The organism is Streptomyces sp. NPDC048696 (genome assembly GCF_043198895.1).
Taxonomy (GTDB): Bacteria; Actinomycetota; Actinomycetes; order Streptomycetales; family Streptomycetaceae; genus Streptomyces.
Window position 1 is genome coordinate 352815 of the sequence record NZ_JBICVJ010000003.1, and the last position, 23077, is coordinate 375891.

Genomic DNA, 23077 nt, shown 5'->3' on the forward strand with positions numbered 1-23077 from the left:
ACCTGTCTGTCGTCTAGTCAGCCGGCGAGCGCGTCGGGCAAGCCCTTGCTGCGCGGTCGTTCGTCGACCATCTTGCCCCACACGATCATTCGGTACGTACTCGTGAATTCGGGGGTGCAGGTCGTCAGGGTGATGTAGCGGCCCGGCGCCGTGAACCCGGAGCCGGCCGGGATCGGCTTGAGCACCGAGACGTTCTTGGGGCTCGTGGACGGAAGTGAGCTGGTGATGGCGTACGTGTAGTACGCCTGCTGCGTCTCGACGATCACGAGGTCGCCCCGCTTGAGGCGGTTGATGTAGCGGAACGGCTCGCCGTGCGTGTTGCGGTGCCCGGCGAGCGCGAAGTTGCCCGTCCGGTCGCCCGGCATCGCCGTCTTGAGGCTGCCCTGGCCGTAGTGGCCGACCATGCCCTTGTCGAGGACCTTGGTCTTGCTGGTGCCCTCGGCGATCGGCACGACCACGTCCAGCGTGGGGATGTGCATGATGGCGAAGCCCTTGCCGGGCTCGAACGCGCCGGGTGCCTTGCCGCTCGCCCAGTCGTGCGCGATCTTCTTCGCCTCGCTGCCCGCCTGCTGATGGGCGCGGATGTTCGTCCACCACAGCTGGTACGTGACGAACAAAAGCATCACCACGCCGAGCGTGATGAACAGTTCGCCGATGACACGGCTGGCGACGACGGCCGCGCTGTCCTTGCGCGCCTTGGCGGCGCGGCGGGCCTCGGCGCGGGTCAGCGGCCGGTCCGGGGCCGCGGGCCCCGTGGCTGCGGCCGGTGCCCGGTGCCCCCGCCCCTTGGCGGCCCGCCGCCGCTCGGCCCGGCCCCCGGTGGGCGGCGCGGGCGGCTCGGCTATGCGCTTCAGCGCCATGGTCGAGTCGTCGGGCGGGGCGGGGGCGGAGCCCGCGTCGAGCACCGGCTCGGCCTCCGGCACGATGTCGGGCACGCGCGCGTAGACGTCGGCTTCTGGCACCACTTCCGGCACCGCTTCCGGCACGCGCGCGTAGACGTCGGCTTCCGGCACCTGCGGCGCATACCCGTACGCGTACGGATCCGGCCCGGTCCGGGGCAGGTTGTCGGCCCGGAACCACGGCGACCCGTGCCGACCCGCCGGATGGTCCGTCAGCGGGTCGTACTCGTGCTCGGGCCGGACCGCCGTCACGCCGCGGCCTTGCCCACCACCGGTGCCAGGCCTGCCGACCGCTCGACGGCTCCCGTGTCCCCGCACCGCACCAGCCAGTTGGCGAGCATCAGATGGCCGTGCTCGGTCAGAACGGACTCGGGGTGGAACTGGACGCCCTCCACGGGCAGTTCACGGTGGCGCAGCCCCATCACGATGCCATCGGCCGTCCAGGCGGTGACCTCCAGCTCCGCGGGGAGCGTGGCGGGCTCAGCGGCCAGCGAGTGGTACCGGGTCGCGGTGAACGGCGAGGGCAGACCCTGGAAGACGCCCGCGCCCTCGTGCAGGACCGGCGAGGTCTTGCCGTGCAGCAGCTCGGGCGCCCGGCCGACCACACCCCCGTACGCGACCATCATCGACTGCATGCCGAGGCAGACACCGAAGACCGGCACCCCGGTCCGCGCGCAGTGGCGCACCATGTCGACGCAGACACCTGCCTGCTCGGGCGCGCCGGGGCCGGGGGAGAGCAGTACGCCGTCGAAGCCGTCCTGGGCGTGCTCCAGGGACACCTCGTCGTTGCGTACCACCTCGCACTCGGCGCCCAGCTGGTACAGGTACTGGACCAGGTTGAAGACAAAGCTGTCGTAGTTGTCCACGACGAGAACGCGTGCGCTCACCGGGCTGCTCCCAACCCCTGGTCGACGGTGACGTCGTTGAACGGCAGCAGCGGCTCCGCCCACGGGAAGACGTACTGGAAGAGCACATAGACAATCGCCAGTACGAGCACGAGCGAAGTGAACGCCCGTACCCACGCGTTGCCCGGCAGATGCCGCCAGATCCAGACGTACATGCTGTGCGCTGTCCCTTCCGACGATCGTTACCGCACCAGACTAAGGGGCCCGGCTGTCGGCGCGGGGTCAGCTGGTCAAAGCTTGGGGCTTGCCCTGGGCGACGGGCCGGGTGGAGTCGAGGTGGCCCCAGGCGATCAGCCGGTGGCTGCTTCCCCACTCGGGATCGCAGGTGGTGAGGGTCAGATAGCTGCCCGGGGAGCGGAACGGCGACTCGGCGGGCACCGCGTCGATCACCCCGACATCGCCGGGCAGGGTCCGGTACGGCTTGTTGTCGAGGCGGTAGGTGAACCAGGTCGTCCCGTCCGTGAGCACCACCGCGTCGCCGGGCCGCAGCTCGGGGAAGTCCTTGAACGGGTCGCCGTAGGTGCGGCGGTGCCCGGCGACCGAGAAGTTGCCCCGCTGGCCCAGGCGCGCGGTCGTGGCGTAGTGCCCGAGGCCCTTCTGGAGGTCCTTCACCCCGGTGCCCTCAAGCACGGGCTTGTGCCAGTCCTCGCCGAGCCGGGGGATGTACATGACGGCGAAGGACTTTCCCTCGGTGTACGGGGCGGGGGCGGGCGGCGAAGTGTGCTGCGGCGCGCTCACGGCGGGGGTGCGCGCCCACTGGTGGTGCAGGGCGGATATCTGACTCGCGGCGGCGCTGTCCGCCTTCACCCCGGTCCAGTACAGGACGTACACGACGAAGAGGACGATCAGGGCGCCGACCGTGATGCACAGCTCGCTGAACGTCCTGACGACCAGCCGCACCGAGACAACGGACACCCGAGCGCCCCCTCCCCGCGCTATCCCACCGGCTTCGCGTAGTGGAGATCCACTGTGCCCGAGTAACCGGGCAGAGTCATCGCCTTGTGCTCGTCGACTTTCCAGCCGAGCCCGTACGCCTTCACATACAGCTGGTAGTTCTGGATCGCCGGGGAGGCGGTGAGCGCCTGGCGCAGCTTCCCGGTGTCGCCGACGGCGGTCACCTTGTACGGGGGCGAGTAGACGCGGCCCTGGAGGATCAGGGTGTTGCCGACGCAGCGCACGGCGCTGGTCGAGATGAGGCGCTGGTCCATGACCTGGATGCCCCGGGCGCCGCCCTGCCACAGGGCGTTCACCACGGCCTGGAGGTCCTGCTGGTGGATGACCAGGTCGTTGGGTTGCGGGGCGGGGTAGCCGGGGGCGGCCGTGGCGTTGGGCGGGGCGTCGTTGAGGGTGACGGTGAGCGCCTTGCCCGCGACCTTCTCGGTGCCCGCCGCGTCCTTGAGCGCGGCCAGCTGCTGGTCCTGCGCCTTGGTGGAGCCGTTGTCGCGCCGGGCGAGGGCGTCGACGTCGTCGCGGACGGTGGCGGTGGACTGGTCGAGCTCGGCGTTCTTGCGGCTGCGCTGCTGGATCAGGTCGGAGAGCTTGAGCAGCGAGGCGTCGGTGCGGATGTTGGTGCCCTTGGCCGTGTTGAAGCTGGTCACGAAGATGAGCCCGGCCAGCGCGAAGACGGCGGCGGAGAGCAGCCGCACGGGGCGGGCCCAGGTGCGTCGGCCCGGTCCGGCGGCCTGGCCGGGGAGCCCTTCGGGGGAGTCGGCGGAATTGCTCAACGTACCCTTATCTCCTTCGGCGCCACGGAAGCACTACGCTAACGGACGCCCGGGGGCAGCAGTGATCCCCCGTTGCCCGTCCCCCGGCGCCCAGCCACAGTTATCTGCGCGGTCACGCAGCGCATCGACAGGAGAGTTCCTCGTGCCGAAGTCACGTATCCGCAAGAAGGCCGACTTCACGCCGCCGCCGGCGGCCAAGCAGGCAACCGCCATCAAACTGGGCAGCCGGGGCTGGGTGGCCCCGGTCATGCTGGCGTTCTTCCTGATCGGGCTCGCCTGGATCGTCCTCTTCTATGTGACCGAGGGCGATCTGCCGCTGAAGTCCTTCGGGAACTGGAACATCGTGGTCGGGTTCGGCTTCATCGCCGGCGGCTTCGGTGTCTCCACGCAGTGGAAGTAGCCGCTCCGCACACTGGGAAGTAGCTTCTCCACAGCCTCCTCGTCAAGCCTTGCCCACGGGTTATCCACAGCGCTATCCACACTGGGGAAAAGGTCAGACGATCTGTGGATAACCTCTGCCGTGTTGACGCCGGTGTGACTGCCACTGTTCCACACCGCCCCACGGCCCGCCCCTTGTCCCTGCTGGGAAAACCCAGGTCAGCGACAAGGGGCACAGTTGTTCCCCACCGGATGCACAAGATCCGGCACACACTGTGGACAACCTTGGGGGAAAGCCCGACTCCGTGTGCCCGTCCGGGTCGCTGCCCAAGCCACTGCCCAGGTCGTTGCCCAGGTCGTCGCGCCGGGCGGGGGCCGGTGGGCAGGGCTTTGGGTCCGGCGGCTCAGGTGAGCTCGGCGGTCCTGGCTATCACCGTGACCACCACGGCCAGCAGGACCAGTCCACAGGTCCCCCACTGCACCAGCGCGCGGCGCTCGCGGGGCGCGTGGACCATGGCGTACGCGATCACCGTGCCGCCGACGAGACCGCCGATGTGCGCCTGCCAGGCGATGCCGCCCCAGGGGTTGAAGGTGATCACCAGGTTGATCACCAGCAGCGCGACCAGCGGGCGCATGTCGTACTTCAGCTTGCGCATCAGCACGGCGGTGGCGCCGAACAGTCCGAAGATCGCACCGGAGGCACCGAGCGAGGGCTGGTTCGCGGCGGCCAGCCAGTACGTCAGCGCGCTGCCGGCGAGCCCGGAGACGAAGTACAGCGCCAGGTAGCGCACGCGCCCCAGCGCCGCCTCCAGCGGGCCGCCGATCCACCACAGGCTGAGCATGTTGAAGGCGATGTGGGTGATGCCCCCGTGCAGGAACATCGCGGTCACCAGGCGGTACCACTGCCCCTCGGCGACGCCCTGCACCGAGCCGAACCCGGGCACCACGGCCTGCCCCAGCAGGCTGTACGCATCGGTGAACTTGTCCCCGATCGACTGCTGGAGCAGATAGACGGCGATGTTCAGCCCGATGAGGACCTTGGTGAGCAGATGCGGATCGCCCGGCGCGATCGCCGCTCCCGCCATCGTGCGCGGCTGGTTCGCCGTCGGCGCGTGCCCCGTACCGGACCCGCCGCGCACGCACTCCGGGCACTGGAACCCGACCGAGGCGCTGACCATGCACTCCGGGCAGATCGGGCGCTCGCAGCGGGTGCAGGTGATCCCCGTCTGCACGCCCGGGTGCCGGTAGCAGCTCGGCAGGCTCGCCTGGTCCATCGGGCTCCTTGTGCTCGGGTGCGGGTACGGCGCATTCGGGTGCGGTCGGTACGGCATCGCGCCGCCCCGCTCGTCACGTCATACGGACGGGCGGGGCGGTTTTGTTCCCCTCGAACGGGTCGTTTCCGGCGTCAGCCCTCGCGGGACTCGACGACGACCGACTCGATGATCACGTCGTTGACCGGACGGTCGGTGCGCGGGTTGGTCTGGGTGCCCGCGATGGTGTCCACGACCTTGCGGCCGGCGTCGTTGGAGACCTCGCCGAAGATCGTGTGCTTACGGGTCAGCCACGCGGTGGGGGACACCGTGATGAAGAACTGCGAGCCGTTGGTGGCCGGCCCGGCGTTCGCCATGGCCAGCAGGTACGGCTTGTCGAACGCCAGCTCCGGGTGGAACTCGTCGGCGAACTCGTAGCCCGGGCCGCCGGTGCCGTTGCCCAGCGGGTCGCCGCCCTGGATCATGAAGCCGCTGATCACCCGGTGGAAGACCGTGCCGTCGTAGAGGCGGTCCGTGGACTTCTTGCCGGTAGCCGGGTGCGTCCACTCGCGCTCGCCGTTGGCGAGCTCCACAAAGTTCTTGACCGTCTTCGGGGCGTGGTTCGGCAGGAGCCGGATCTCGATGTCCCCTTGGTTGGTCTTCAGGGTGGCGTAAAGCTGCTCGGCCACGGTCTGCCTTCCTTCGGTCTGCGCTGACGTCCCACGATCCTCGCACGGAGTGGCCCGCGGCAAGGAAAAGCCGCGAGTGCCCGTCGATCCCCGCAGAACGGGCGCGTCCCGGGGCGAACCGTGGCATTGTCGAGCGCGAGCTCCCCTCGCACCGCCGTTGCGCCTTCTCGCCCGCGCGTCACCCGAAGCCGCCCCGTTTGACCCGGATGCCATAGCGCGCATGCCGGGTACTCGTCCGACAGGCATGATTTCGAGATGGGTGGAAAGGCGACACAGTGCTCATTCCGGGGCTATCTCCCTGGAGCGCCCCGCACCGCCCTGAACCCCGCCACCAAGGAGGAGGATCACGTGACCCGCATGGAGAGCGTGCGCGCCGCGACCGGCTCGGCGAAGGACAGCATCGTGCACGCCGCGGAAGTGGTGGCGCCCTACACCGACTCGGCCAGGAACCAGGCCGCGCACTATGCCCACGAGGCGCGCGTACGCATCGCGCCCAAGGTGTCCAAGGCCGCCCAGCAGGCGCGCGACCAGGCCCACCTCCAGTACGACGCGTATCTCGCGCCGCACGTCCCGCCGAAGGTCGACGAGGTGGCCCGGCAGGCCGCCGCCCGCTCCCGCCGGGCCGCACGCCAGGCCGCCGACTACACGGCGCCCCGCGTCAGCCAGGCCGTCGCCGCCGCCCAGCCGGTGCGCGAGGAGGCGATCGCGCGCTCCACGGCCGCCCTGGCGGCGCTGCGCGGCCAGGTCTCCCCGCGCCAGATCGAGAAGCTGGCCAAGAAGCAGCAGCGCCGGGCCCGGGCCGGGCGTCTGGTCAAGGGCCTCGCGGTGCTCGGCATCCTGGCGGGCGGCGCCGTAGCCGCCTGGAAGTGGTGGGACAAGCAGGCCAACCCGGACTGGCTGGTCGAGCCCCCCGCCCCCACCGAGGTCGCCGACCGCCCCCCGCTCTCCTCGGTGGACGGCGCCGACCGCGCGGTCCTGGACCCCGAGGTGGAGGCCAAGCAGGCCGAGGAGGAGTCCGAGTACGGCTCCGAGGACCGCGACGGCAGGCACTGACCTCTCCCGGCGACCGGCCGCCGTAAGCCCCGGGCGGCCGCGCATACGACGACGGCGGGTGCCGTAGACCCTGTGTCTACGCCACCCGCCGTCGTCGTGCTGTGGAGCCTAGGGGAGTCGAACCCCTGACATCTGCCATGCAAAGACAGCGCTCTACCAACTGAGCTAAGGCCCCGAAACGGTGATGCGCAGACCAGAGTACCGGGTGGAACGGGGTATCCCGCAAAAGGATTGGGACTCCCGGTCGGCGACCACTCTCCGTAAGATGCTCGTCGGGGTTCGCGACAGCGAAGCGCCTCAAGGGGAAGCGATGGGGAGACGCGCAATGGACGCAGCACAGCAGGAAGCGACCGCAAGAGCCAGGGAGCTCCAGCGGAGCTGGTACGGGGAGCCGCTGGGGGCGCTCTTCCGTCGGCTGATAGACGATCTCGGCCTGAACCAGGCCAGGCTCGCCGCCGTCCTCGGCCTGTCGGCTCCCATGCTGTCCCAGCTGATGAGCGGTCAGCGCGCCAAGATCGGCAATCCGGCCGTCGTGCAGCGCGTCCAGGCCCTCCAGGACCTGGCGGGCCAGGTCGCGGACGGCAGCGTCAGCGCCGCCGAGGCCACCGACCGGATGGACGAGATCAAGAAGTCGCAGGGCGGCTCCGTGCTCACCAACACCGGTCAGACCACGACCAGTTCGGGCGCGCCGACCGTACGCCGGGTGGTGCGCGAGATCCAGTCGCTGCTCCGCTCGGTGGCCGCCGCCGGAGACATCATCGACGCCGCAGACACCCTCGCCCCGGCCCACCCCGAACTGGCAGAGTTCCTCCGGGTGTACGGCGCCGGACGCACCGCCGAGGCGGTCGCCCACTACGAGGCGCACCAGAGCTGACAGCCGATGGGGGCGGGGGTGGCAGGTGGGTGAGGTCTTCGCCGGTCGGTATGAGCTCATCGACCCGATCGGGCGCGGCGGAGTCGGCGCCGTCTGGCGCGCCTGGGACCACCGCCGCCGGCGCTGTGTGGCGGCGAAGGTCCTCCAGCAGAGCGACGCGCACACGCTGCTGCGCTTCGTCCGCGAGCAGGCACTGAGGATCGACCACCCTCATGTGCTGGCCCCCGCGAGCTGGGCCGCCGACGACGACAAGGTCCTGTTCACCATGGACCTGGTGACCGGCGGCTCGCTCGCCCACCTGATCGGGGACTACGGCCCGCTGCCACCGCGCTTCGTCTGCGTGCTGCTCGACCAGCTGCTCGCCGGACTGGGCGCGGTGCACGCCGAGGGGGTCGTCCACCGCGACATCAAGCCGGCCAACATCCTCCTGGAGGCCACCGGGACCGGGCGGCCGCATCTGCGGCTGTCCGACTTCGGCATCGCCCTGCGCAAGGGCGAGCCGCGCCTGACCGAGACCAACTTCGTGATGGGGACGCCGGGCTATTTCGCCCCCGAGCAGGTCATGGGCGCGGAGCCGGACTTCCCGGCCGACCTGTTCGCCGTGGGGCTCGTCGCGCTGTATCTGCTGGAGGGTCAGAAGCCGGACGCCCGGGCGCTGGTGGAGTACTTCGCGGCGTACGGGACACCGGGGGCGCCCAAGGGGATCCCGGAGCCGCTGTGGCAGGTCCTGGCGGGTCTGCTGCAACCGGACCCGCACGCCAGGTTCCGGACGGCCACGGGGGCGCGCAAGGCGCTCGCCACGGCCGTCGAGCTGCTGCCGGAGCCCGCGGCCGACGAGGAGCCGGTCGAGGTCTTCGACCAGATCGGCCCGCTTCCGGAGGGCTTCGTTCCGCGCGCTGCGCCCCGGGGCGCGCACCGCGCGCCGGACTCGCGGAACTCGCGGGATGCGTGGGATTCGCAGGCCACGCCGTACCAGTACGAGCAGGAACCGGACCCGCGGCAGGAGCTGGAGCACGAGCAGCACGACTGGCAGCAACAACAGCTGCCCGCACAACAGTTGCCCACCCCGCCGACGGCCGACGGCTTCCATCTCACCCCACCCCCGTATCCGCCCTCCTACGCACCCACACCTGTCACCAAGAGCTACGACTGGCAGAGCCCACAAGTTCCCGCTCCGGCCCCGCCGGTTCACGAGCCGGTCCCGCCGGTTCACCATCCGGTTCAGCTGGTTCCCGATCCGGTTCAGCTGGTTCCCGATCCGGTCCCGCCCGCGGTCCAGCCCTCGCCCGAGCCCCCGGTTCAGCCCGGAAAGCGGCCCCTCACCGGCCCGCCCCGCAGGGTCGCCGTCCCGGTGCTGCTGCTCGCGCTGCTCTGCTTCGCCGTCGGGTTCTGGGCGCTCAGCCGGGCCTGACCGGCAGCGCCCGGCGCCGGGCCACCAGCGTCCACACGCCGAGCCCCACCACCAGCAGCGTGCCCGTGCCGATCCCGGCGGCCGCGAGCAGCCGCATCCCGGCCGAGCCGTCGTCGTGGCGGGTGGCGGAGGCGTCCGTGCCCGCCGCAGCGCCCGGAGCGGGGCCCGTACCGGTGATCCCGAAACCGGGCGAGGACCCCACGTACGCGGGCCCGGGCCCCGCCTTGCCGCGCACGTCGACCCGCAGCGTCACCCCGTACGCCTCGCTGCCGAGAGCGTCGGCGAGGCCGGGGCTGAGGCTCACCGCCAGGTAGTAGTCGCCCTCGAAGCGCATGGCGGCGGACACGTCGGAAGTGGAGTACCGGTTCTCGTACTTCACCGGCGCCAGCGGCTGGAAGCCGGTGGAGGCCGCGCTGCTGCCGTCGTACCCGATGTAGGCGTAGACGACGGGGCCGAGCGCCGGGTTGTAGAGCTGGAGGTCGAGCGCCTCCCGCACGTACCGGTTGCCGCCGGAGCGGGCCAGCACGGCGGTGACGGACAGCTGCTGGTCCCAGCCGACCGGCACCCGGTAGAAGAGCGTGTCGCCCGGCCGCAGCCTGTCCCGCCACTCGCCCTGGGGCATCGAGGGCGCGTCGGTGAAGCCCGCACCGCCGTGGATCTCGCGCCCGCCGCCGGTGGGCGCGGGCGGCGACGCGGTGGACCAGTGCGTCGGCGCGGTGCTCGGGCCGCCGGGAGCGGTCCTGCGCTCCCGTGCCTGGCGCAGCTCAAGGCCCCAGGCGCCGTGAGCGGCGGCCTGGTCGCCGACCCGTTCGATCAACACGGAGTAGGTGCCCGCCGCCTGACAGGACGTCTGATGGCGGCTGAGGCCCCGGGAGACGTACGCGGCGATCGGCCTCGGGTACTCGGGGGAGCCGAAGAGGGCGCTGCCGGAGTCGCAGGTGTTGCCGTCGCGGTCCCGCAGGCTCAGCTGGATGCCGTCGGTCGAGGAGACCTTCTCGTCCGGCTTCGGCACGGCCACGGCCGACACATAGGCGTCGCCGCTGCCGTCGAGGGCGATCTGGAAGGAGATCCTGGCGCCCGGCCCGATCGTGGACCGGTAGATCCGGCCGGCATCGAGACGGGGGCCGTCCTGGCCGCTCGCGGCGCCGGTGACCGGCTGGGCGCCCGGGTCATAGCGGTACGAGCTGCTCCGCGCCTGTGTGTCCCGCGCCTGCGCCTGCCCGTTGGCGGCCTGGGCCCGCCCCTGGCCCGGTAACGCCGCCAGCGCGCACAACGCGGCCACGGCGGCTGCGGCCAGGGCCTTTCCCCGCTGGTTCGTCATGCCGCCGCGCCCCCTTCAATTTTGCTTGTGCAAGCTATTGATTTGCGCAGGTGAACCCATGGGGGCCGCTGCCCCGGGCACATGACAGCACAGAGCCCCGGCCGCGTCGGCGGCCGGGGCTCTGCAACTGGACTCTGTGGGGCTCACACACCCGAACCTGCGGGCACGGAGTCGGTCGCCTCCGTCCACAGGTCCTGCTCGGCGCGATCCGCCTGGATCTGGCGGTACACGAGGAGCCCGCCGATGGCGGCCAGTGCGACCAGGAGGAGCTTCTTCACCGCGCGACCTCGTCTTTCCTTGACGTAAGGGACCTCTGTCGCCCGACTATACACACCGATCGATATCAATCGGTGATGGTCCATCCGAGTGCAGTTCATCGGAACATCCGCCCATAACGGTGCGTCGACCCCTCGCTCTGCCCCGCCCGTACACATCATGAGGTACATCGCAAATCGGGCAACCCAGAAGCGCACAGAAGCGAGGAAGTCATGGCAACCAGCAAGCTCACGACCTGGTGGACCGCATTCATCGGCGTGCTCGTCGCCCTCCTCGCCTCCCTCGGCTTCGCCTCCGAGGCCTCGGCCGCCGCTTCCGTACCGCAGCAGGCCGCCGCGCACAACCGCAGCGAAATCCCCACCGCCCGTACGCCGATCGCGCCCTGGGCCCTGCCCGGCCTCTCGGCACTGCCGCCCACGATGAAGCAGCGCATCCGCGCCGAGGCCCATGGCTCCTCGCCCTCGACCCGGCACCTGCCGGCCGCCCATGAGGACAGCGAGAGCGGCAACGGCGCGGACGGCAGCGAGGCCGACGACAGCACGGACGCCGCCGCCCCCGGCGCCACGGCCCTGTCCCCCTGATCCGCCCGAACCTCCCAGCGCCCGCCCGAGCGCACGAGCCCGGCAACTCCCCGAGTTGCCGGGCTTCTTCATGCCGGTACGGCTGCGGGATGTCGTCATGGCCGCGCCGTCTCGTCCGTGCGCGACTTCTCCCGTACGTACGTAGTACGTAGAGGACGCCCGCCCCGGAACCGGCAAGACCACGGACACCCGTCCGCCCGCCCGTCCGTCGGCCGACAACGCGAAGACCCCCGGACTCACTGTCCGGGGGTCTTCGTCACTGTGGGGCTAACAGGATTTGAACCTGTGGCCTCATCCTTATCAGCACTCAGTCCTGAAACTGAGCCCTCGCAGGTCACGGAACACCCCGCCTGACCTGCGCCTACGTCCGTCTACATCCCCCGCTGCCGCTCCACCCCTCTCCCCTATATAGAGAGGGCGCCATCCAATGGGCAGCGTTTGGGCATCGGCTGGGCATCACGCGACAAGATCCAGAGCGTCTTGGGTGACCTCTTCTTGCTCGTCCAACGCCGCAAGCACTTGACCCGCGTAGTTCGTCGCCGCGTGGGTGTACAGCCACGTGACCGTACCCGCGCGCTCGTGCCCCAGGATCTCCTGAACGATGGCCTCCGGCACGCCGCGATCGTGGAGCCGGGAGGCGTAGCTGTGGCGCTGATCATGGAAGTCCGGCCACCAGTCGATCCGCTCCTTGATCGCCTGCCGCAGACGCCCGGTCACCTTGTCCTTGACCGTCTCGACGACCTTCTTGATCGTCTTCCGCGCTACCCCGGCTGCCTCGATCGCCGCGATCCACAACCGCCGGAACGCGGACCTTCGCAAGGGCGCCCGGTAGGGCTCGCCCTGCCGGTTCTTGCGGTTTCTGCCATGGAAGATGAGCTCGTTCTCGCACAAGCCATCTTCAGGCGCCGACTCATTCAGACTCGCGTCCGGTTCGCGGTCGAGCAGCCAGCGCAGTGCGCGGACGGCGAGCCGCGTGAGCGGCACTGTACGCAGGCCGGCGTCGCTCTTCGGGTACGCCTTGCGCCTGATCTTGCCGCGAACCTCGGTCAGCACCTCCCGGACGTGGAGAAGCCGGTTCTTGAAATCGACTCGGCACCATCGGAGACCCGCGAGCTCTCCCCACCGCAGGCCGGTCTCCTGGGCGACGATCTGAAGGGCCCGCATGTAGATCGGGAGGTGCTTTCGGATGCTGGCCAGCATGTCGTACGTCGGGGGCCGCCGGTCCTCGGGGTGCTTCTTTGCGATCTTCGGCAGCTTGACGCCATCGGCCGGGTTGAAGGGGATTCTTCTGTCCAGCTTGGCGGCTTCGAGCATGCGGTCGAGGATCTGGAAGGTCTTGGGGACCGAACTCGCCGCGAGTGGGCCGCCGTTCTGGTCCCACAGAGAATTGACCCAGTTCTGAATCTCCAGCCAGCCGAGCTCATAGAGCCGCCAACTGCCGAACGCGGGCTCGATGTGATTGCGCCAGGCCCGGCTGTCCCGGTCCTCGGTGTTGTCGTCGAGCCTCGCGGCCTGGGTCGGCCACCACAGGCCATGCCAAGCGCACAGGGTGATCTCGGCGCGCTTGGGGTCGATCCAGGTGCGGTCACGGATCTGGGTCCGCGCCCGCTCCAAGGCGGCGATGCCTTCGTCTTCCGTTTCGCAGGTGACATGGATGCGATGGCCGCCGGGTGCGGTGTAACGGGCCTGCCAACTCCCCTCGTGCTCCTCGACCGCAGCGCGGTCGCCGGGGTATTTGGCTAGGCAGCCGTCGCAGCCGCAGGTGCGGCTGGGGATGGGCCTCGGATTGTTGGTGGTCGGGCGCCCCACAGTGATTCCCCTTGATCAGAGAGTGGAGGCGTCGGCCTTCGGCGCGGACGTCCCGGACGGAAGGTCGACGGGATCGCCGCAGAAGCACGTAAGGCCAGCGCCGCGTGTCGGTGCGCCGAGGTCAGCCAGGAGCGCGTGAAGTTCTCTGATCAGGTCGGTGTGGTGGGTGCCCGTTCGGACGAGGATGGACACTTCGTCCGGGTCCCAAGTGGCGATCTCCGGCAGATCGTCAGTCTCGGCGGTGCAGATGCGGATGCACACGGATGTCCCCCATGGATGCGGCATGGTTGAGTCCGCTACGGGAGGACAGCGGGAGGACGATCCTAACCCCGCTCGTGGCTCTTGTGCATGTGGGTTGGGCATATGACCGAAAATGCTTCAGGTCTCAACAGCCCGCGTTATCCCTCCTCATGGGCTTACTCCCCGGACCATGGCCTCGGCGCAGGCGATCAGAGCGCGCTGCGACGTGACCGGCAGTCGGCGGTAGAGCTCCAACAGTCGCGTTTCTCGCTCGCCCTCGGCTGGGCCCGGGACGGCCCTGCCGGCCGCGCGGAAGACGTCTGCGGTGGTCACATTGGACCCCCACTTCTTCAGCGCGGCGGCTACGGACCGCCAGACTTCGGGGTCTACGCGGCCCCACCCGCGCGTGCGGTTCATCCACGCGTTGAGGGTGGGGTATTTGATGCCAGCCTCTTCCGCCAGTTCTTTCTGGTTGCGGCCGACGTCAGCGAGGGCGCGTTCGAGTAGTGCCGCCAGGTCCTCGCCTGCGGCGGGGTCCTCGGCGGGGTGGTCGGTCTCGCCGGGGGGGTGCTGGGCGGTTGTCACGCGGTCAGGATCGGGCATCGCCATCTACATTCGCAAGTAGATCCGAGATGCTGTGACCTGAATTTACGGGATCTACGCGTCTACATTCACCCCGCTAGCCCCTTCCACAGCTTATCCACACCCCTGTGCATCACTCTTGACCTATCAGCTATCTACAAGTAGATTGTAGATAGCGCAGGTCAGGGCGACCAGCGCGACCCCTATTCGGCTGCACAGCAGAGGTTCACCATGCGACGACTGGACAAGGGAGCACCGCTCCGGCGCGCCATGCAGGCGACCGGGCTGGACATCCCCCGCCTCGCCGCCCGGACGAAAGAGGTCGACCCAGCAGGCGAGGGCCTATCCCGGGCCCTGGTTGGCTTCATCGCGGGCGGCGGCAAGAGTGCCCGCGAAGAGTGCAGCGACCGCGCCGCCGACCTGATCGCGGCCGCCCTCAATCGGGAGGTCGACGAGCTCTTCGAGCCGGTCGTTCTCACTCTCAAAGAATCTACATCTACACGCATATCGCAGGTGCCAGTGCCGTCTCCGGCGCTGCCGGACCGTCTTATGGATCAGTCCGAGCTCGCCCGTTTCCTGCGGAAGTCGATGAGCTGGATCGACAAGCAGATCCAGGCAGCACAGGCAGAGGGCGAAACCTGGCCTGGACTGATCTACGTCGGCCGGAGCCGCCGCTTCAATCCGGCCGTCGTGCTCGATCACATGCGGCAGCAGCGCACCGCCGCGTAGACGGGGCGTCCCGCACCTACCAAGCCCGGGACGCCCCCAGCCCTTCACCCCCACGTCATCCATCAGTGGAGCAGGCCATGACACAGGCTAGCCCCGAGCGGGCCCCCGACAACGAGCCGCCAGAAATGATCTACATGCGGCGCCCCAAGCCGTCGCCCCAGAACCTGACCGAACTGGAAGAGCAGGCCATCGCCTGGGACGCCACTTGCGGCCGGGCACGAACCCTCGCGGCCCAGATCGAAGCACTGTACGGCGAGACGCACGGGCTCCAGGGCGTGCGCGTCGACCAGGACCGGCTGATCGTCTCCGTGCACGTGACCGATCTGCACGTCTGGGCGGAGTGGGTCGAGTACTTCTCGGTCACCGACTACCGATCCGGTGCGCTGCCTCACACTTACGGTGGCTCCGGCCACCGCGACGGCATCTCCGTGTGGCTGCTCGGCTACGACGGCCCGCAGCTGGAGCAGCGGGCGATGGAGGTAGCGCAGCGTCCGCACCGGCACGGAGCTGTGGTCTACGACCTGGCATTGCCGCATCGCGATATCAACGGAAACGTCTGGGTCGCCTGCGGCAAGACGGCTGAGGGGATGCCGCTGCTGTCCCAGGTCGGCCGTCCGGAGCGCTGCTCCCTCGCCCACGTGATCGACTTCGTTGGCCCGCTGCTCGCCGTCCGAGACGCCGTGCTGCCCGCACTGCCGGGTGGTGAAGCAGCATGAGCGACCAGCCGACTGACGCTCTGTTGGGCCGGATCCGGGCTCTGCTCGCCAAGGCTGAGGACCCGGCCGCAACGCCCGCCGAAGCCGAGGTGTTCACGTCCAAGGCAACCGAGCTCATGGCGAAGTACGGGATTGAGCAGGCCCTGCTCGGCGACCGGGTGCCGAACTCCGACAAGCCGGAGGACCGTGTCATCGCGGTCGATAACCCTTGGGGGCGGGAGAAGGCCAGGCTGCTGTACTGGCTGGCTGATGCGATGCGCTGCCGCCCCTTGCTGCTCAGTGACGGCGATGGGGCCGCGCGTGTCCACGTCTTCGGGTTCGACTCCGACATTCAGCGCGTCGAGTTGCTGTTCACGTCGATTCTGCTCCAGATGACGAATGCTCTGGCGAAGGCCAAGGTGCCCTCGTGGGAGAAGCCGCGCCCGTACCGGCGGTCGTGGCTGATCGGCTTCACCGATGAAGTGGTGGAGCGAGTGAAGGCGGCCGAGGCGCGGGCCGCTGCCCAAGGTGAGTCCGCCCCGGCTGAGGGGGGTCGGTCCACGGCCCTTGTACTCGCCGACCGCAAAGCGATCATCCAGCAGAAGTTTGCAGAGCAGTACCCGCGCACAAGGAGCGGGCGTACCAGGTACAGCGGCTCCGGCGCTGGAGCCGGTCGCGCGGCCGGGCGCACCGCGAACATCGGGCAGACGGGCCTCAACGGCAGGCGGCGCGCGATCGGTGGTGCCCAATGACCGCCTACTCCGACGCATACCGAGCGCTTATGTCTGGGCACGCCCTTTCGGCGGCCGAGACCGCTGCCCTCCTCGCCAGGGTACGAGGGGAGGCGGTCCACGAGGCCACGGCTGCTCTCGCCCGGCACGCGGAGACGCACGCAATCACGCCGTCGGACACAGCGGCGACGGCTCGGAAGAAGCGGGCCCGGTACGGAGCCGTCATGGCCTCCATCCGGATTCTCGACGCCATCGCCCGATCTCAGCCCAGGAGGGCGACATGACGTTCTCGTTCACTCCCGCCACCCGTGAGACGGCCCGAGCCCGGATCGGGCTTCAGGGCCCGGCCGGGTCCGGCAAGACCAAGTCCGCGCTGCGCCTCGCCGAGGGCCTGGCGCAGGGCAAGCCGATCGGAGTCGTCGACACCGAACGGGGCTCTGCTCTCAAGTACGCCCCTGTACCTGGCCGCCCGGACCTCGGCGGACACGCTTTCGGTCACATGCCGATGGACACCCACGACCCTCGTCACCTCATCCAGGCTGTGAAGGCCGCCGAGGCGGCCAGCGTCGCGGTGCTGGTCGTCGACTCCTGGTCGCACTTCTGGAATGGGAGGGGCGGGCTCCTGGAGATCGTTGAGCAGGCCGGAGCCCAGAAGGGAGCGGGCGGCACCTTCGGTGGCTGGCGCACCGGCAACCCGATCGAGCAGGAGATGCTGGACGCACTCCTGAACTTCCGGGGCCATCTCATCGTCACGATGCGCACCAAGGGTGACTACGTGATCGAGGGCAAGAAGGTCACGAAGGTCGGCGTGCGGGCCGTGCAGCGCGAGGGCGCCGAATACGAGCTCGACGTGGTGATGGACATGGTCGAGGGCACTGCCACGGTCACGAAGACTCGGTATGCGCCGCTCGACGGCATGGTCATTCACCACCCTGGTGAGGACGTGGCTGAGACGATCCTGGAACAGCTGGGCCAGGGCGTGGATCCGGTGCAGGCGATCGTGGACGAGCTGACCGCCGAGGGGCTGGCGTACGAGCAGGCGCTGGCGCTGCATGCGAGGGCCAAGAGCCGGGGCATCCTCGCCGTCGGACAGCTGCACCCGTCCTCGGGTGAGCCGACGACGCTGGGGGACTTGATCCGTGAGTACGGGCAGGCCGTTAAGCCCGGCTCGGCGCCGACGGCGGGCCCTACGCCCCCGGTCTCCACGGTCGGATCTGGCACGACGAAGGCCCCTGCGACGGCTCATGCTGCGGCGCCTGAACCGGGGCGCGTCAGCAACCGGGCGACGCCGCCGCAGATGCGTGCGATGCATGCCCTGTTCAAGGGGGTGGGCCTGGAGGGCGACCGCGAGGGACGGCTTCGGGCGACGTCGCTGATCGTCGGCCGCGCCATCTCGTCCGCGAACGACCTCACGACCGCCGAGGCCGCGACGCTGCTCGACACCCTCACGGCCTACACGGAGCGCGAGACCGCCGCCGCCGACTTCGCCGCCATGCTCGACGGCCTCTCGCAGGCAGCCGCCTGATCCACCACTGAACTGCGGGGTCCCGCCGCCTCCCCTCGGCGGGACCCCGCACCTCCCCGGAAGGAGGTGCACCCCAATGGTGGACCCCACCCCAGAACAGCGCGAGGCGATGGCCGCGTACGGCGACGGCACAGACCTCGTCCTCCAGGCCGGCGCCGGGTGCGGCAAGTCGAGCACGCTGAAGCTGATCGCGAAAGCCGACCCGCGCGCCTGCATGATGTACATCGCCTACAACAAGACGATCGCGCGGGACGCGCAGCAGTCATTCCCCGGCAACGCTGTCTGCTCGACCGGCCACAGCCTCGCCTTCCACGGCATCGGCAAGCAGTACGCCCACCGGCTCGGCGGCACCCGCCAGACCGCCCACCAGGCAGCGCAGGCTCTCGGCGTACCGGCCATCCTCGGCCACCCCGTCGGCGTCCCCAGCGTGGTGAGCGACATCGGCGAGAAGATCGCGATGCCGTCGAAGCGGATCATGCGCTACGCCCTGGAGACCATCACGCGATGGTGCTACTCGGCAGACGCGGAGATCGAGCTGCGGCACATACCCCGCAAGCCGAACCTGAAGCAGCCCGCGACAATCACCCAGCTCGGCGAGCTCGTGCTGCCCGTAGCCCACGCCGCTTGGCGGGACCTGACGCGCCCGGACGGCGTTCTGAAGTACCAGCACGACCACTACATGAAGGCGTGGCAGCTTGGCGAGCCCAAGCTGGACGCCGAGGTGATCCTTCTCGATGAGGCACAGGACACCAACGATGTTCTGTACGACGTCATCCGCCGCCAGGAGCACGCCCAGCGGATCGTCGTTGGGGACTCGGCTCAGCAGATCTACGAGTGGCGTGGTGCCGCAGACGCGCTGAACAAGTTTGCGGCCGACGGGGCGCAGCAGTGCACCCTCAGCCAGTCCTTCCGGTTCGGCCCGGCGATCGCTGAGGCAGCGAATCAGTGGCTGTACATCGTCGGCACTGAGCTGCGCCTGAAGGGATTCGACCCCGTTCCGTCCCGGCTCGGCGAACTTCCCGATCCCAACGCGGTCCTGTGCCGAACGAACGCCGGAGCGATGGAAATCGTCATGGACGCGCTCGCCCGTGGCACGCGGGTGGCGCTGGTCGGTGGCGGCTCGGACATGCGGCGCCTCGCCGAGGCCGCCGCCGCCCTTCAGTCCGGCCGCGACACCGATCACCCCGAACTCGCCGGGTTCTCCACGTGGGACCAGGTTCGCCAGTACGCCGAGGAAGAGGCGGACGGCGCAGACCTGCGGGTGCTGGTGAAGCTGGTCGACGAGCACGGTCCGGCCGTGATCATCACGGCTACCGAGCAGCTGGTGGCTGAGGACCGGGCGGAGCTCGTGGTGTCGACAGCGCACCGGTCGAAGGGCCGCGAGTGGGACCGGGTCCGCATCCACAGCGATTTCCGGGCGCCATCCCCTGACCCCGCCACCGGGTTGGTGACGATCCGCCGCGAAGAGGCCCGTCTCGCGTACGTCGCCGTGACCCGGGCCCGGCTGGAGCTCGATAACCGCGCGCTGGCTTGGGTTGACGGCATCAAGGCGGTATCGGGATGACGCGTTCCGCCGTGCCGTGACCCCGGTTCCGGCCGTGACGATGCCTCCGGCCGGACACCGGCGCAGTGCCGATCCGCACCTATCGAAGGGCTCCTGTGGCTGTGGGTATCCGCCTGATCGTCGAGGTCATGGACCATGCCCCGACGACGTTGACGCACCGCGAGGCATGGGTCCTCGGGGTGCTGGCGGAGGATGCCCGCGACGAGACCCGGACGACGTGGTCGAGCATCGAGGCGCCGCGCATCCTGCGCCGGGCGCGCGTGTCCCGCCCGCAGATGTACGCCGTGATCAAGGCACTGATCACGAAGGGCGTGCTGAAGCGAGTCTCAGCGGGCCAGAAGAACGCTGTCGCGAAGTACGCACTCCTGCCCCTCGCACCTGCTCAGTGTGTCGATATCCCGGACACTGACGCCCCGGTTCAGCGTCCGGATTCTGCGGACACTGACCAGCCTCAGCGTCCGCGAAACCCAGACACTGAGCGCCCGCGTCAGCATCCGGAAATCGCGGACACTGACGCGGCTCAGTGTCCGCAAATCCCGGACCTCAGTGTCAGGGAATCCCAGACGCCTACCCCTCAACCCCCAAGAGAAAGAACAAACACTCCCGCCCCAGACGACGCCTTCGACTCCTTCTGGGCCGTCTACCCCCGCAAGGTCGCCAAGGGCACCGCGCGCACCGCCTGGACCAAAGCACTCAAGCGCGGCGCCGACCCTGCCCTCATCGCCGCGGCCGCCGCCCGGCACGCCGCGCAGTGGCACGCCGCCCGCACCGAACTCCGCTTCATCCCGTATCCGGCGACCTGGCTCAACGGCGACCGCTACGACGACGCCCCCGAACCCCTCCCGCCACACGCCCAGCCCCCCAGACCCGGCACGCCTCAGCGCTACACCGACCCCACGGAGCGAGGGATCTTCTGATGACCACTCCCGACCCCGCCGCGACGACCGACGAACTCCTCACACGCACTCAGCCCCACGACCCCGACGCCGAACAGGCATACCTCGGCGCCCTCTGCTTCGCGGGCCGCGACATCCGCCGTATCCACCAGCTCGTCGCCAGCAGCGACTTCTACCGGCCCGCCCACACCACCATCCACGCCTCCGCCGGAACTCTGATCGACCACGGCGAGCCCGTCGACCCGATCACCCTCGGCGCCGCCCTCCACTCCGCCGGCACCCTCGCGCGAGTCGGCGGCGCCGCGTACCTCCACACCCTCGCCCAGGCCATGCCCACTCCGGCCAACGCCGACTGGTATGCCGAGCGCATACGCACCCTGGCCCAGCGCCGCGCCCTCATCACTACCGGCGCGCGCATCGTCCAGCTCGGCTACGACCCCGAGGCCGGTGAGCCCGCCGACCTTGCCGAGCAAGCCGTGGCAATGACGCGAGACGTACGGGACGCAGGCCGCGCCGCCGAGGACGCCCCGATCCAGGACATGCACGACTTCCTCACCGTCGAGGACACTTACCGCTGGGTGATCCCCGGGCTCCTGGAGCACGGCGACCGTCTGATCCTCACGGCAGGAGAGGGGGGCGGTAAGTCCGTGCTGCTGCGGCAGATCGCCGTAGCCACGGCTGCCGGAGTGAACCCCTTCACGATCCAGCCGAGCGAGTACGGCCCGCAGACCACCCTCGTCCTCGACTGCGAGAACAGCGCGCCCCAGTCCCGTCGGCACTACCGCGCCTTGATGAACGCGGCCGAGCGTGTTCACCAGCCGGTAAAGCGCGGTCGCCTCCACATAGACGTCCGTCCCGAAGGCGTAGACCTCACCACCGGCGCCGGGCGCGCATGGCTCATGCGCCGGGTCGAGACCGTCATGCCCGATCTCCTCGTGATCGGCCCGATCTATCAGCTCCACACCGGCGACCCCTCGTCCGAGGAGCACGCCCGGCGCGTCACCGTCGCTCTGAACGAAGCGCGGATCACGGCGGACTGCGCCATGGTCCTGGAAGCACACGCGCCCCACGGCAATGGCTTCGGCCCCCGTGCCCTGCGTCCGGCCGGGTCCTCGCTGTGGTTGCGCTGGCCTGAGTTCGGTTTCGGCCTCCGGCCCGTCGCCGACGAGCGGAGCGCCGAGGAGGACCGCGCCCGCCAGCTCGTGCCATGGCGCGGCCTGCGCGACGACCGCCAGTTCCCGCCGTATCTACGCCAGGGCGCCAAGGGCGGCTGGCCCTGGGTCCCGTACACCCCCATCGATGCCGACCCCTACACCGGCCGCTCCGCCACCGGCGCCACCGGCTGACCCCACCACCGAGAGGAAGATCCTTGTCTCTGCCCACCCTGACCGGCGTCGGCCGCATCGTCGCTGACCCCGAACTCTCCTTCACCCAAAGCGGCAAAGCCGTTGCCCGCATCAGGCTCGCCTTCAACTCCCGCCGCAAGAACGATCGCGGCGAGTGGGTCGACGGCGACACCTTCTGGGTACGCGGCACCGCCTGGGAACGCCTTGCCGAACACGTTGCCGAGACCCTGGCCAAGGGGATGGAAGTCCTCGTCTCCGGCGAAGTCCGCACCGAGTCGTGGGAGAAGGACGGCCAAAAGCACCAGGCAACCACCCTGCTGATCCGCTCGATCGGCCCCTCGCTCGCGTACGCCACGGCCACGGTCACCAGGTCCACCGGCACCACCACGAACGCTGGGCATCCCGCCCCTACACGACCGGCCACGCCTGCCGACGACCCCTGGGCGACCGAACCCGCCCCGGCCGAACCGCCCTTCTAACCCCGCCGCCGTGCCCCAAGGGGCCCACACGAGGGCCCGCCCCGGCCTCCCCGGAGCAATCACCGTGACCAGCGCCATCGACCACCTCGACACTGTCGTCGACTCCTGGGCCGATCTCCAGGACGCCCTCGCCGCCCGCCAGAACACAGGATGGCCTCCCGCCATGGGAGTAACCCGCCTCCTCGACGAGCAGGAGCGGGAAGCCGTGCTCGACGAACGGGCCGACAGCAGCCCCGACGCCCCGGGCCCCCGACCGACTCCACTTGCTGTGGACATCTTCGACGTCATGCGGGCGATCGAGCGGGACCTCGTCGAGCTCGCTGACCAGCTTGCCGAACGGATTCAGCGCCCCGCGCTCAGGGGCGTCACCGGGCGCGGCTGGAGCGACGACATCCACCGCCAGGCCGTCATGCTCGCAACGAAGGACGGCGCGGACGGCCGACGCTGGCGCTTCGTTGGAAACCGCGACACCGTCACCGCCGCACGGTGGCTCGCCAGCCGCGCCCGCGCAGACGACGGACCGTTCCGGGCACTGACCGAGGGCGAACAGGCTCGTCTCGACCACGTGGCCGCTCAATGCGCGGCACGCGCCGAGCGAGCCCTGGGTATCGCCCGCCGCGTACTCACCACACCGCACCCCTGCCCGCACTGCGACGGCGCGCTCAAGGTCGAGGGTGGAGATGGGCAGCCCCCAGCCGTCCGGTGTTCCGACTGCCAACGGGCCTGGACGCTGCACGAGTACGCGGCATGAACCAGGCGGCGCCCGAGATCGTTGCCCGGCGCGCCGTCGTCGCGCGACTGGCGGACGACGGGGCTTCCCTCCGGCAGATTGCGGCGCAGCTGGGCATCTCGAAGGACACCGCCCGCCGCGACCTTGCGGCCCACCGAGATGCCATCACAGATCAGGTGACGGGTGTGGAGAAGCGCGCGTCCGAAGCCGAGGCAGCGATGCGACAGCTTGCGACGGCTGTCTCATCGGTCGTCTCGGCGCGGCCCGGGTACGTGATCGTGCCCGACGCTGTCGCCCACCAGTGGCGCACCACGCTGGAGGAGCATGTTCTTGCTCTGCGACAGCTGGCCGACAGTTTCAACGACTACTACCCGAGTTGATCAAGAGAGG

The 23077-nt window shown here is 69.7% G+C and carries 27 protein-coding genes and 1 tRNA gene; 15 read left to right on the forward strand and 13 right to left on the reverse strand.

The genetic code is table 11. The features are described from left to right. Nucleotides 1-17: 17 nt before the first annotated feature. The 5 genes from ACGFRG_RS07800 to ACGFRG_RS07820 form a co-directional block, all read right to left on the reverse strand. Nucleotides 18-1151 carry a class E sortase gene (locus tag ACGFRG_RS07800; RefSeq protein WP_393262307.1) on the reverse strand — a complete coding sequence of 378 codons (1134 nt, stop codon included), beginning with the start codon at nt 1149-1151 and terminating at the stop codon, nt 18-20. Continuing rightward, nucleotides 1148-1786 (reverse strand): aminodeoxychorismate/anthranilate synthase component II, encoded by a 639-nt coding sequence (locus ACGFRG_RS07805; RefSeq protein ID WP_361423176.1) that lies wholly within the window; start codon nt 1784-1786, stop codon nt 1148-1150. Before ACGFRG_RS07805 ends, ACGFRG_RS07800 begins: the two co-directional genes overlap by 4 nt. Then, nucleotides 1783-1959, reverse strand: a complete 177-nt coding sequence (locus tag ACGFRG_RS07810) for a hypothetical protein (RefSeq protein ID WP_361423173.1) — start codon at nt 1957-1959, stop codon at nt 1783-1785. Before ACGFRG_RS07810 ends, ACGFRG_RS07805 begins: the two co-directional genes overlap by 4 nt. Before the next feature lie 67 nt (nt 1960-2026). Next, the gene (locus ACGFRG_RS07815) at nt 2027-2719 is read right to left on the reverse strand and encodes a class E sortase (RefSeq protein ID WP_361423171.1); all 693 of its coding nucleotides are present in this window, start codon (nt 2717-2719) and stop codon (nt 2027-2029) included. 20 nt (nt 2720-2739) lie between these two features. Continuing rightward, nucleotides 2740-3528, reverse strand: a complete 789-nt coding sequence (locus ACGFRG_RS07820) for a DUF881 domain-containing protein (RefSeq protein WP_361423168.1) — start codon at nt 3526-3528, stop codon at nt 2740-2742. Between the two features lie 142 nt (nt 3529-3670). On the opposite strand from ACGFRG_RS07820, the gene crgA reads away from it, so the two are divergent. Next, entirely contained in the window at nt 3671-3928 is a 258-nt protein-coding gene (crgA, locus tag ACGFRG_RS07825; RefSeq protein ID WP_101389137.1) for a cell division protein CrgA, read from the forward strand. 382 nt (nt 3929-4310) lie between these two features. On the opposite strand, the gene ACGFRG_RS07830 is transcribed toward crgA, so the two are convergent. Both ACGFRG_RS07830 and ACGFRG_RS07835 read right to left on the reverse strand, forming a co-directional pair. Then, the gene (locus tag ACGFRG_RS07830) at nt 4311-5180 is read right to left on the reverse strand and encodes a rhomboid family intramembrane serine protease (protein ID WP_393262311.1); all 870 of its coding nucleotides are present in this window, start codon (nt 5178-5180) and stop codon (nt 4311-4313) included. Nucleotides 5181-5311: 131 nt separating this feature from the next. Further along, the gene (locus ACGFRG_RS07835) at nt 5312-5845 is read right to left on the reverse strand and encodes a peptidylprolyl isomerase (RefSeq protein WP_361423162.1); all 534 of its coding nucleotides are present in this window, start codon (nt 5843-5845) and stop codon (nt 5312-5314) included. Between the two features lie 348 nt (nt 5846-6193). On the opposite strand from ACGFRG_RS07835, the gene ACGFRG_RS07840 reads away from it, so the two are divergent. After that, nucleotides 6194-6898 (forward strand): DUF5324 family protein, encoded by a 705-nt coding sequence (locus ACGFRG_RS07840; protein WP_393262313.1) that lies wholly within the window; start codon nt 6194-6196, stop codon nt 6896-6898. A 102-nt stretch (nt 6899-7000) separates the two neighbouring features. Here the strand turns inward: ACGFRG_RS07840 and ACGFRG_RS07845 are convergent. Next, nucleotides 7001-7073, reverse strand: a tRNA-Ala gene (locus ACGFRG_RS07845). A 150-nt stretch (nt 7074-7223) separates the two neighbouring features. Between ACGFRG_RS07845 and ACGFRG_RS07850 the strand changes: the two genes are divergently transcribed. After that, nucleotides 7224-7772, forward strand: a complete 549-nt coding sequence (locus tag ACGFRG_RS07850; protein WP_188276699.1) for a DNA-binding protein — start codon at nt 7224-7226, stop codon at nt 7770-7772. A gap of 25 nt (nt 7773-7797) precedes the next feature. Then, nucleotides 7798-9183, forward strand: a complete 1386-nt coding sequence (locus ACGFRG_RS07855) for a serine/threonine-protein kinase (RefSeq protein ID WP_393262316.1) — start codon at nt 7798-7800, stop codon at nt 9181-9183. On the opposite strand, the gene ACGFRG_RS07860 is transcribed toward ACGFRG_RS07855, so the two are convergent. Both ACGFRG_RS07860 and ACGFRG_RS07865 read right to left on the reverse strand, forming a co-directional pair. Continuing rightward, the gene (locus ACGFRG_RS07860) at nt 9170-10504 is read right to left on the reverse strand and encodes a hypothetical protein (protein WP_393262318.1); all 1335 of its coding nucleotides are present in this window, start codon (nt 10502-10504) and stop codon (nt 9170-9172) included. The genes ACGFRG_RS07855 and ACGFRG_RS07860 overlap by 14 nt on opposite strands. A 143-nt stretch (nt 10505-10647) precedes the next feature. Continuing rightward, the gene (locus ACGFRG_RS07865; protein WP_003958712.1) at nt 10648-10782 is read right to left on the reverse strand and encodes a DLW-39 family protein; all 135 of its coding nucleotides are present in this window, start codon (nt 10780-10782) and stop codon (nt 10648-10650) included. A 210-nt stretch (nt 10783-10992) separates the two neighbouring features. Between ACGFRG_RS07865 and ACGFRG_RS07870 the strand changes: the two genes are divergently transcribed. Next, nucleotides 10993-11361 (forward strand): DUF6344 domain-containing protein, encoded by a 369-nt coding sequence (locus ACGFRG_RS07870; protein WP_393262321.1) that lies wholly within the window; start codon nt 10993-10995, stop codon nt 11359-11361. 456 nt (nt 11362-11817) lie between these two features. Here ACGFRG_RS07870 and ACGFRG_RS07875 read toward each other — a convergent pair whose 3' ends face one another. From ACGFRG_RS07875 to ACGFRG_RS07885, 3 genes are all read right to left on the reverse strand, one after another. Next, entirely contained in the window at nt 11818-13170 is a 1353-nt protein-coding gene (locus tag ACGFRG_RS07875; RefSeq protein WP_393262325.1) for a tyrosine-type recombinase/integrase, read from the reverse strand. A 15-nt stretch (nt 13171-13185) separates the two neighbouring features. After that, on the reverse strand, nt 13186-13431 hold the full coding sequence (locus tag ACGFRG_RS07880; RefSeq protein WP_393262327.1) for a hypothetical protein: 246 nt from the start codon (nt 13429-13431) through the stop codon (nt 13186-13188). 147 nt (nt 13432-13578) lie between these two features. Further along, a complete protein-coding gene (locus ACGFRG_RS07885; RefSeq protein ID WP_393262330.1) occupies nt 13579-13995 on the reverse strand; it encodes a helix-turn-helix domain-containing protein in 417 nt (138 codons plus the stop codon). Nucleotides 13996-14223: 228 nt separating this feature from the next. Here ACGFRG_RS07885 and ACGFRG_RS07890 point away from each other — a divergent pair, with 228 nt between their 5' ends. From ACGFRG_RS07890 to ACGFRG_RS07935, 10 genes are all read left to right on the forward strand, one after another. Further along, nucleotides 14224-14721 (forward strand): hypothetical protein, encoded by a 498-nt coding sequence (locus ACGFRG_RS07890; RefSeq protein ID WP_393262743.1) that lies wholly within the window; start codon nt 14224-14226, stop codon nt 14719-14721. Continuing rightward, nucleotides 14631-15437 (forward strand): BN159_2729 family protein, encoded by an 807-nt coding sequence (locus ACGFRG_RS07895; protein WP_393262719.1) that lies wholly within the window; start codon nt 14631-14633, stop codon nt 15435-15437. The genes ACGFRG_RS07890 and ACGFRG_RS07895 overlap by 91 nt, the downstream gene beginning before the upstream one ends. Next, nucleotides 15434-16168 (forward strand): DUF2786 domain-containing protein, encoded by a 735-nt coding sequence (locus tag ACGFRG_RS07900; RefSeq protein WP_393262333.1) that lies wholly within the window; start codon nt 15434-15436, stop codon nt 16166-16168. Before ACGFRG_RS07895 ends, ACGFRG_RS07900 begins: the two co-directional genes overlap by 4 nt. A gap of 259 nt (nt 16169-16427) precedes the next feature. Further along, the gene (locus tag ACGFRG_RS07905) at nt 16428-17672 is read left to right on the forward strand and encodes an AAA family ATPase (protein WP_393262336.1); all 1245 of its coding nucleotides are present in this window, start codon (nt 16428-16430) and stop codon (nt 17670-17672) included. Between the two features lie 109 nt (nt 17673-17781). Next, nucleotides 17782-19236 carry a UvrD-helicase domain-containing protein gene (locus ACGFRG_RS07910; RefSeq protein WP_393262339.1) on the forward strand — a complete coding sequence of 485 codons (1455 nt, stop codon included), beginning with the start codon at nt 17782-17784 and terminating at the stop codon, nt 19234-19236. Nucleotides 19237-19301: 65 nt separating this feature from the next. Further along, nucleotides 19302-20153: a hypothetical protein gene (locus ACGFRG_RS07915; protein ID WP_393262342.1), complete on the forward strand. Its 852-nt coding sequence runs from the start codon at nt 19302-19304 to the stop codon at nt 20151-20153. Beyond that, nucleotides 20153-21478, forward strand: a complete 1326-nt coding sequence (locus ACGFRG_RS07920) for a DnaB-like helicase N-terminal domain-containing protein (protein WP_393262345.1) — start codon at nt 20153-20155, stop codon at nt 21476-21478. Before ACGFRG_RS07915 ends, ACGFRG_RS07920 begins: the two co-directional genes overlap by 1 nt. Before the next feature lie 23 nt (nt 21479-21501). Next, entirely contained in the window at nt 21502-21957 is a 456-nt protein-coding gene (locus ACGFRG_RS07925; protein ID WP_393262347.1) for a single-stranded DNA-binding protein, read from the forward strand. 64 nt (nt 21958-22021) lie between these two features. Continuing rightward, nucleotides 22022-22708: a hypothetical protein gene (locus tag ACGFRG_RS07930; protein ID WP_393262349.1), complete on the forward strand. Its 687-nt coding sequence runs from the start codon at nt 22022-22024 to the stop codon at nt 22706-22708. After that, entirely contained in the window at nt 22705-23067 is a 363-nt protein-coding gene (locus ACGFRG_RS07935; protein ID WP_393262351.1) for a helix-turn-helix domain-containing protein, read from the forward strand. Before ACGFRG_RS07930 ends, ACGFRG_RS07935 begins: the two co-directional genes overlap by 4 nt. Nucleotides 23068-23077: the final 10 nt, after the last annotated feature.

Bases quoted from the DNA above. Each gene is read 5' to 3' on its own strand.
- ACGFRG_RS07810 (WP_361423173.1), bottom strand. From the start codon at position 1,959: ATGTACGTCTGGATCTGGCGGCATCTGCCGGGCAACGCGTGGGTACGG.
- ACGFRG_RS07830 (WP_393262311.1), bottom strand. From the start codon at position 5,180: ATGGACCAGGCGAGCCTGCCGAGCTGCTACCGGCACCCGGGCGTGCAG.
- ACGFRG_RS07850 (WP_188276699.1), top strand. From the start codon at position 7,224: ATGGACGCAGCACAGCAGGAAGCGACCGCAAGAGCCAGGGAGCTCCAG.
- ACGFRG_RS07860 (WP_393262318.1), bottom strand. From the start codon at position 10,504: ATGACGAACCAGCGGGGAAAGGCCCTGGCCGCAGCCGCCGTGGCCGCG.
- ACGFRG_RS07870 (WP_393262321.1), top strand. From the start codon at position 10,993: ATGGCAACCAGCAAGCTCACGACCTGGTGGACCGCATTCATCGGCGTG.
- ACGFRG_RS07890 (WP_393262743.1), top strand. From the start codon at position 14,224: ATGCGACGACTGGACAAGGGAGCACCGCTCCGGCGCGCCATGCAGGCG.
- ACGFRG_RS07900 (WP_393262333.1), top strand. From the start codon at position 15,434: ATGAGCGACCAGCCGACTGACGCTCTGTTGGGCCGGATCCGGGCTCTG.
- ACGFRG_RS07905 (WP_393262336.1), top strand. From the start codon at position 16,428: ATGACGTTCTCGTTCACTCCCGCCACCCGTGAGACGGCCCGAGCCCGG.
- ACGFRG_RS07910 (WP_393262339.1), top strand. From the start codon at position 17,782: ATGGCCGCGTACGGCGACGGCACAGACCTCGTCCTCCAGGCCGGCGCC.
- ACGFRG_RS07920 (WP_393262345.1), top strand. From the start codon at position 20,153: ATGACCACTCCCGACCCCGCCGCGACGACCGACGAACTCCTCACACGC.
- ACGFRG_RS07935 (WP_393262351.1), top strand. From the start codon at position 22,705: ATGAACCAGGCGGCGCCCGAGATCGTTGCCCGGCGCGCCGTCGTCGCG.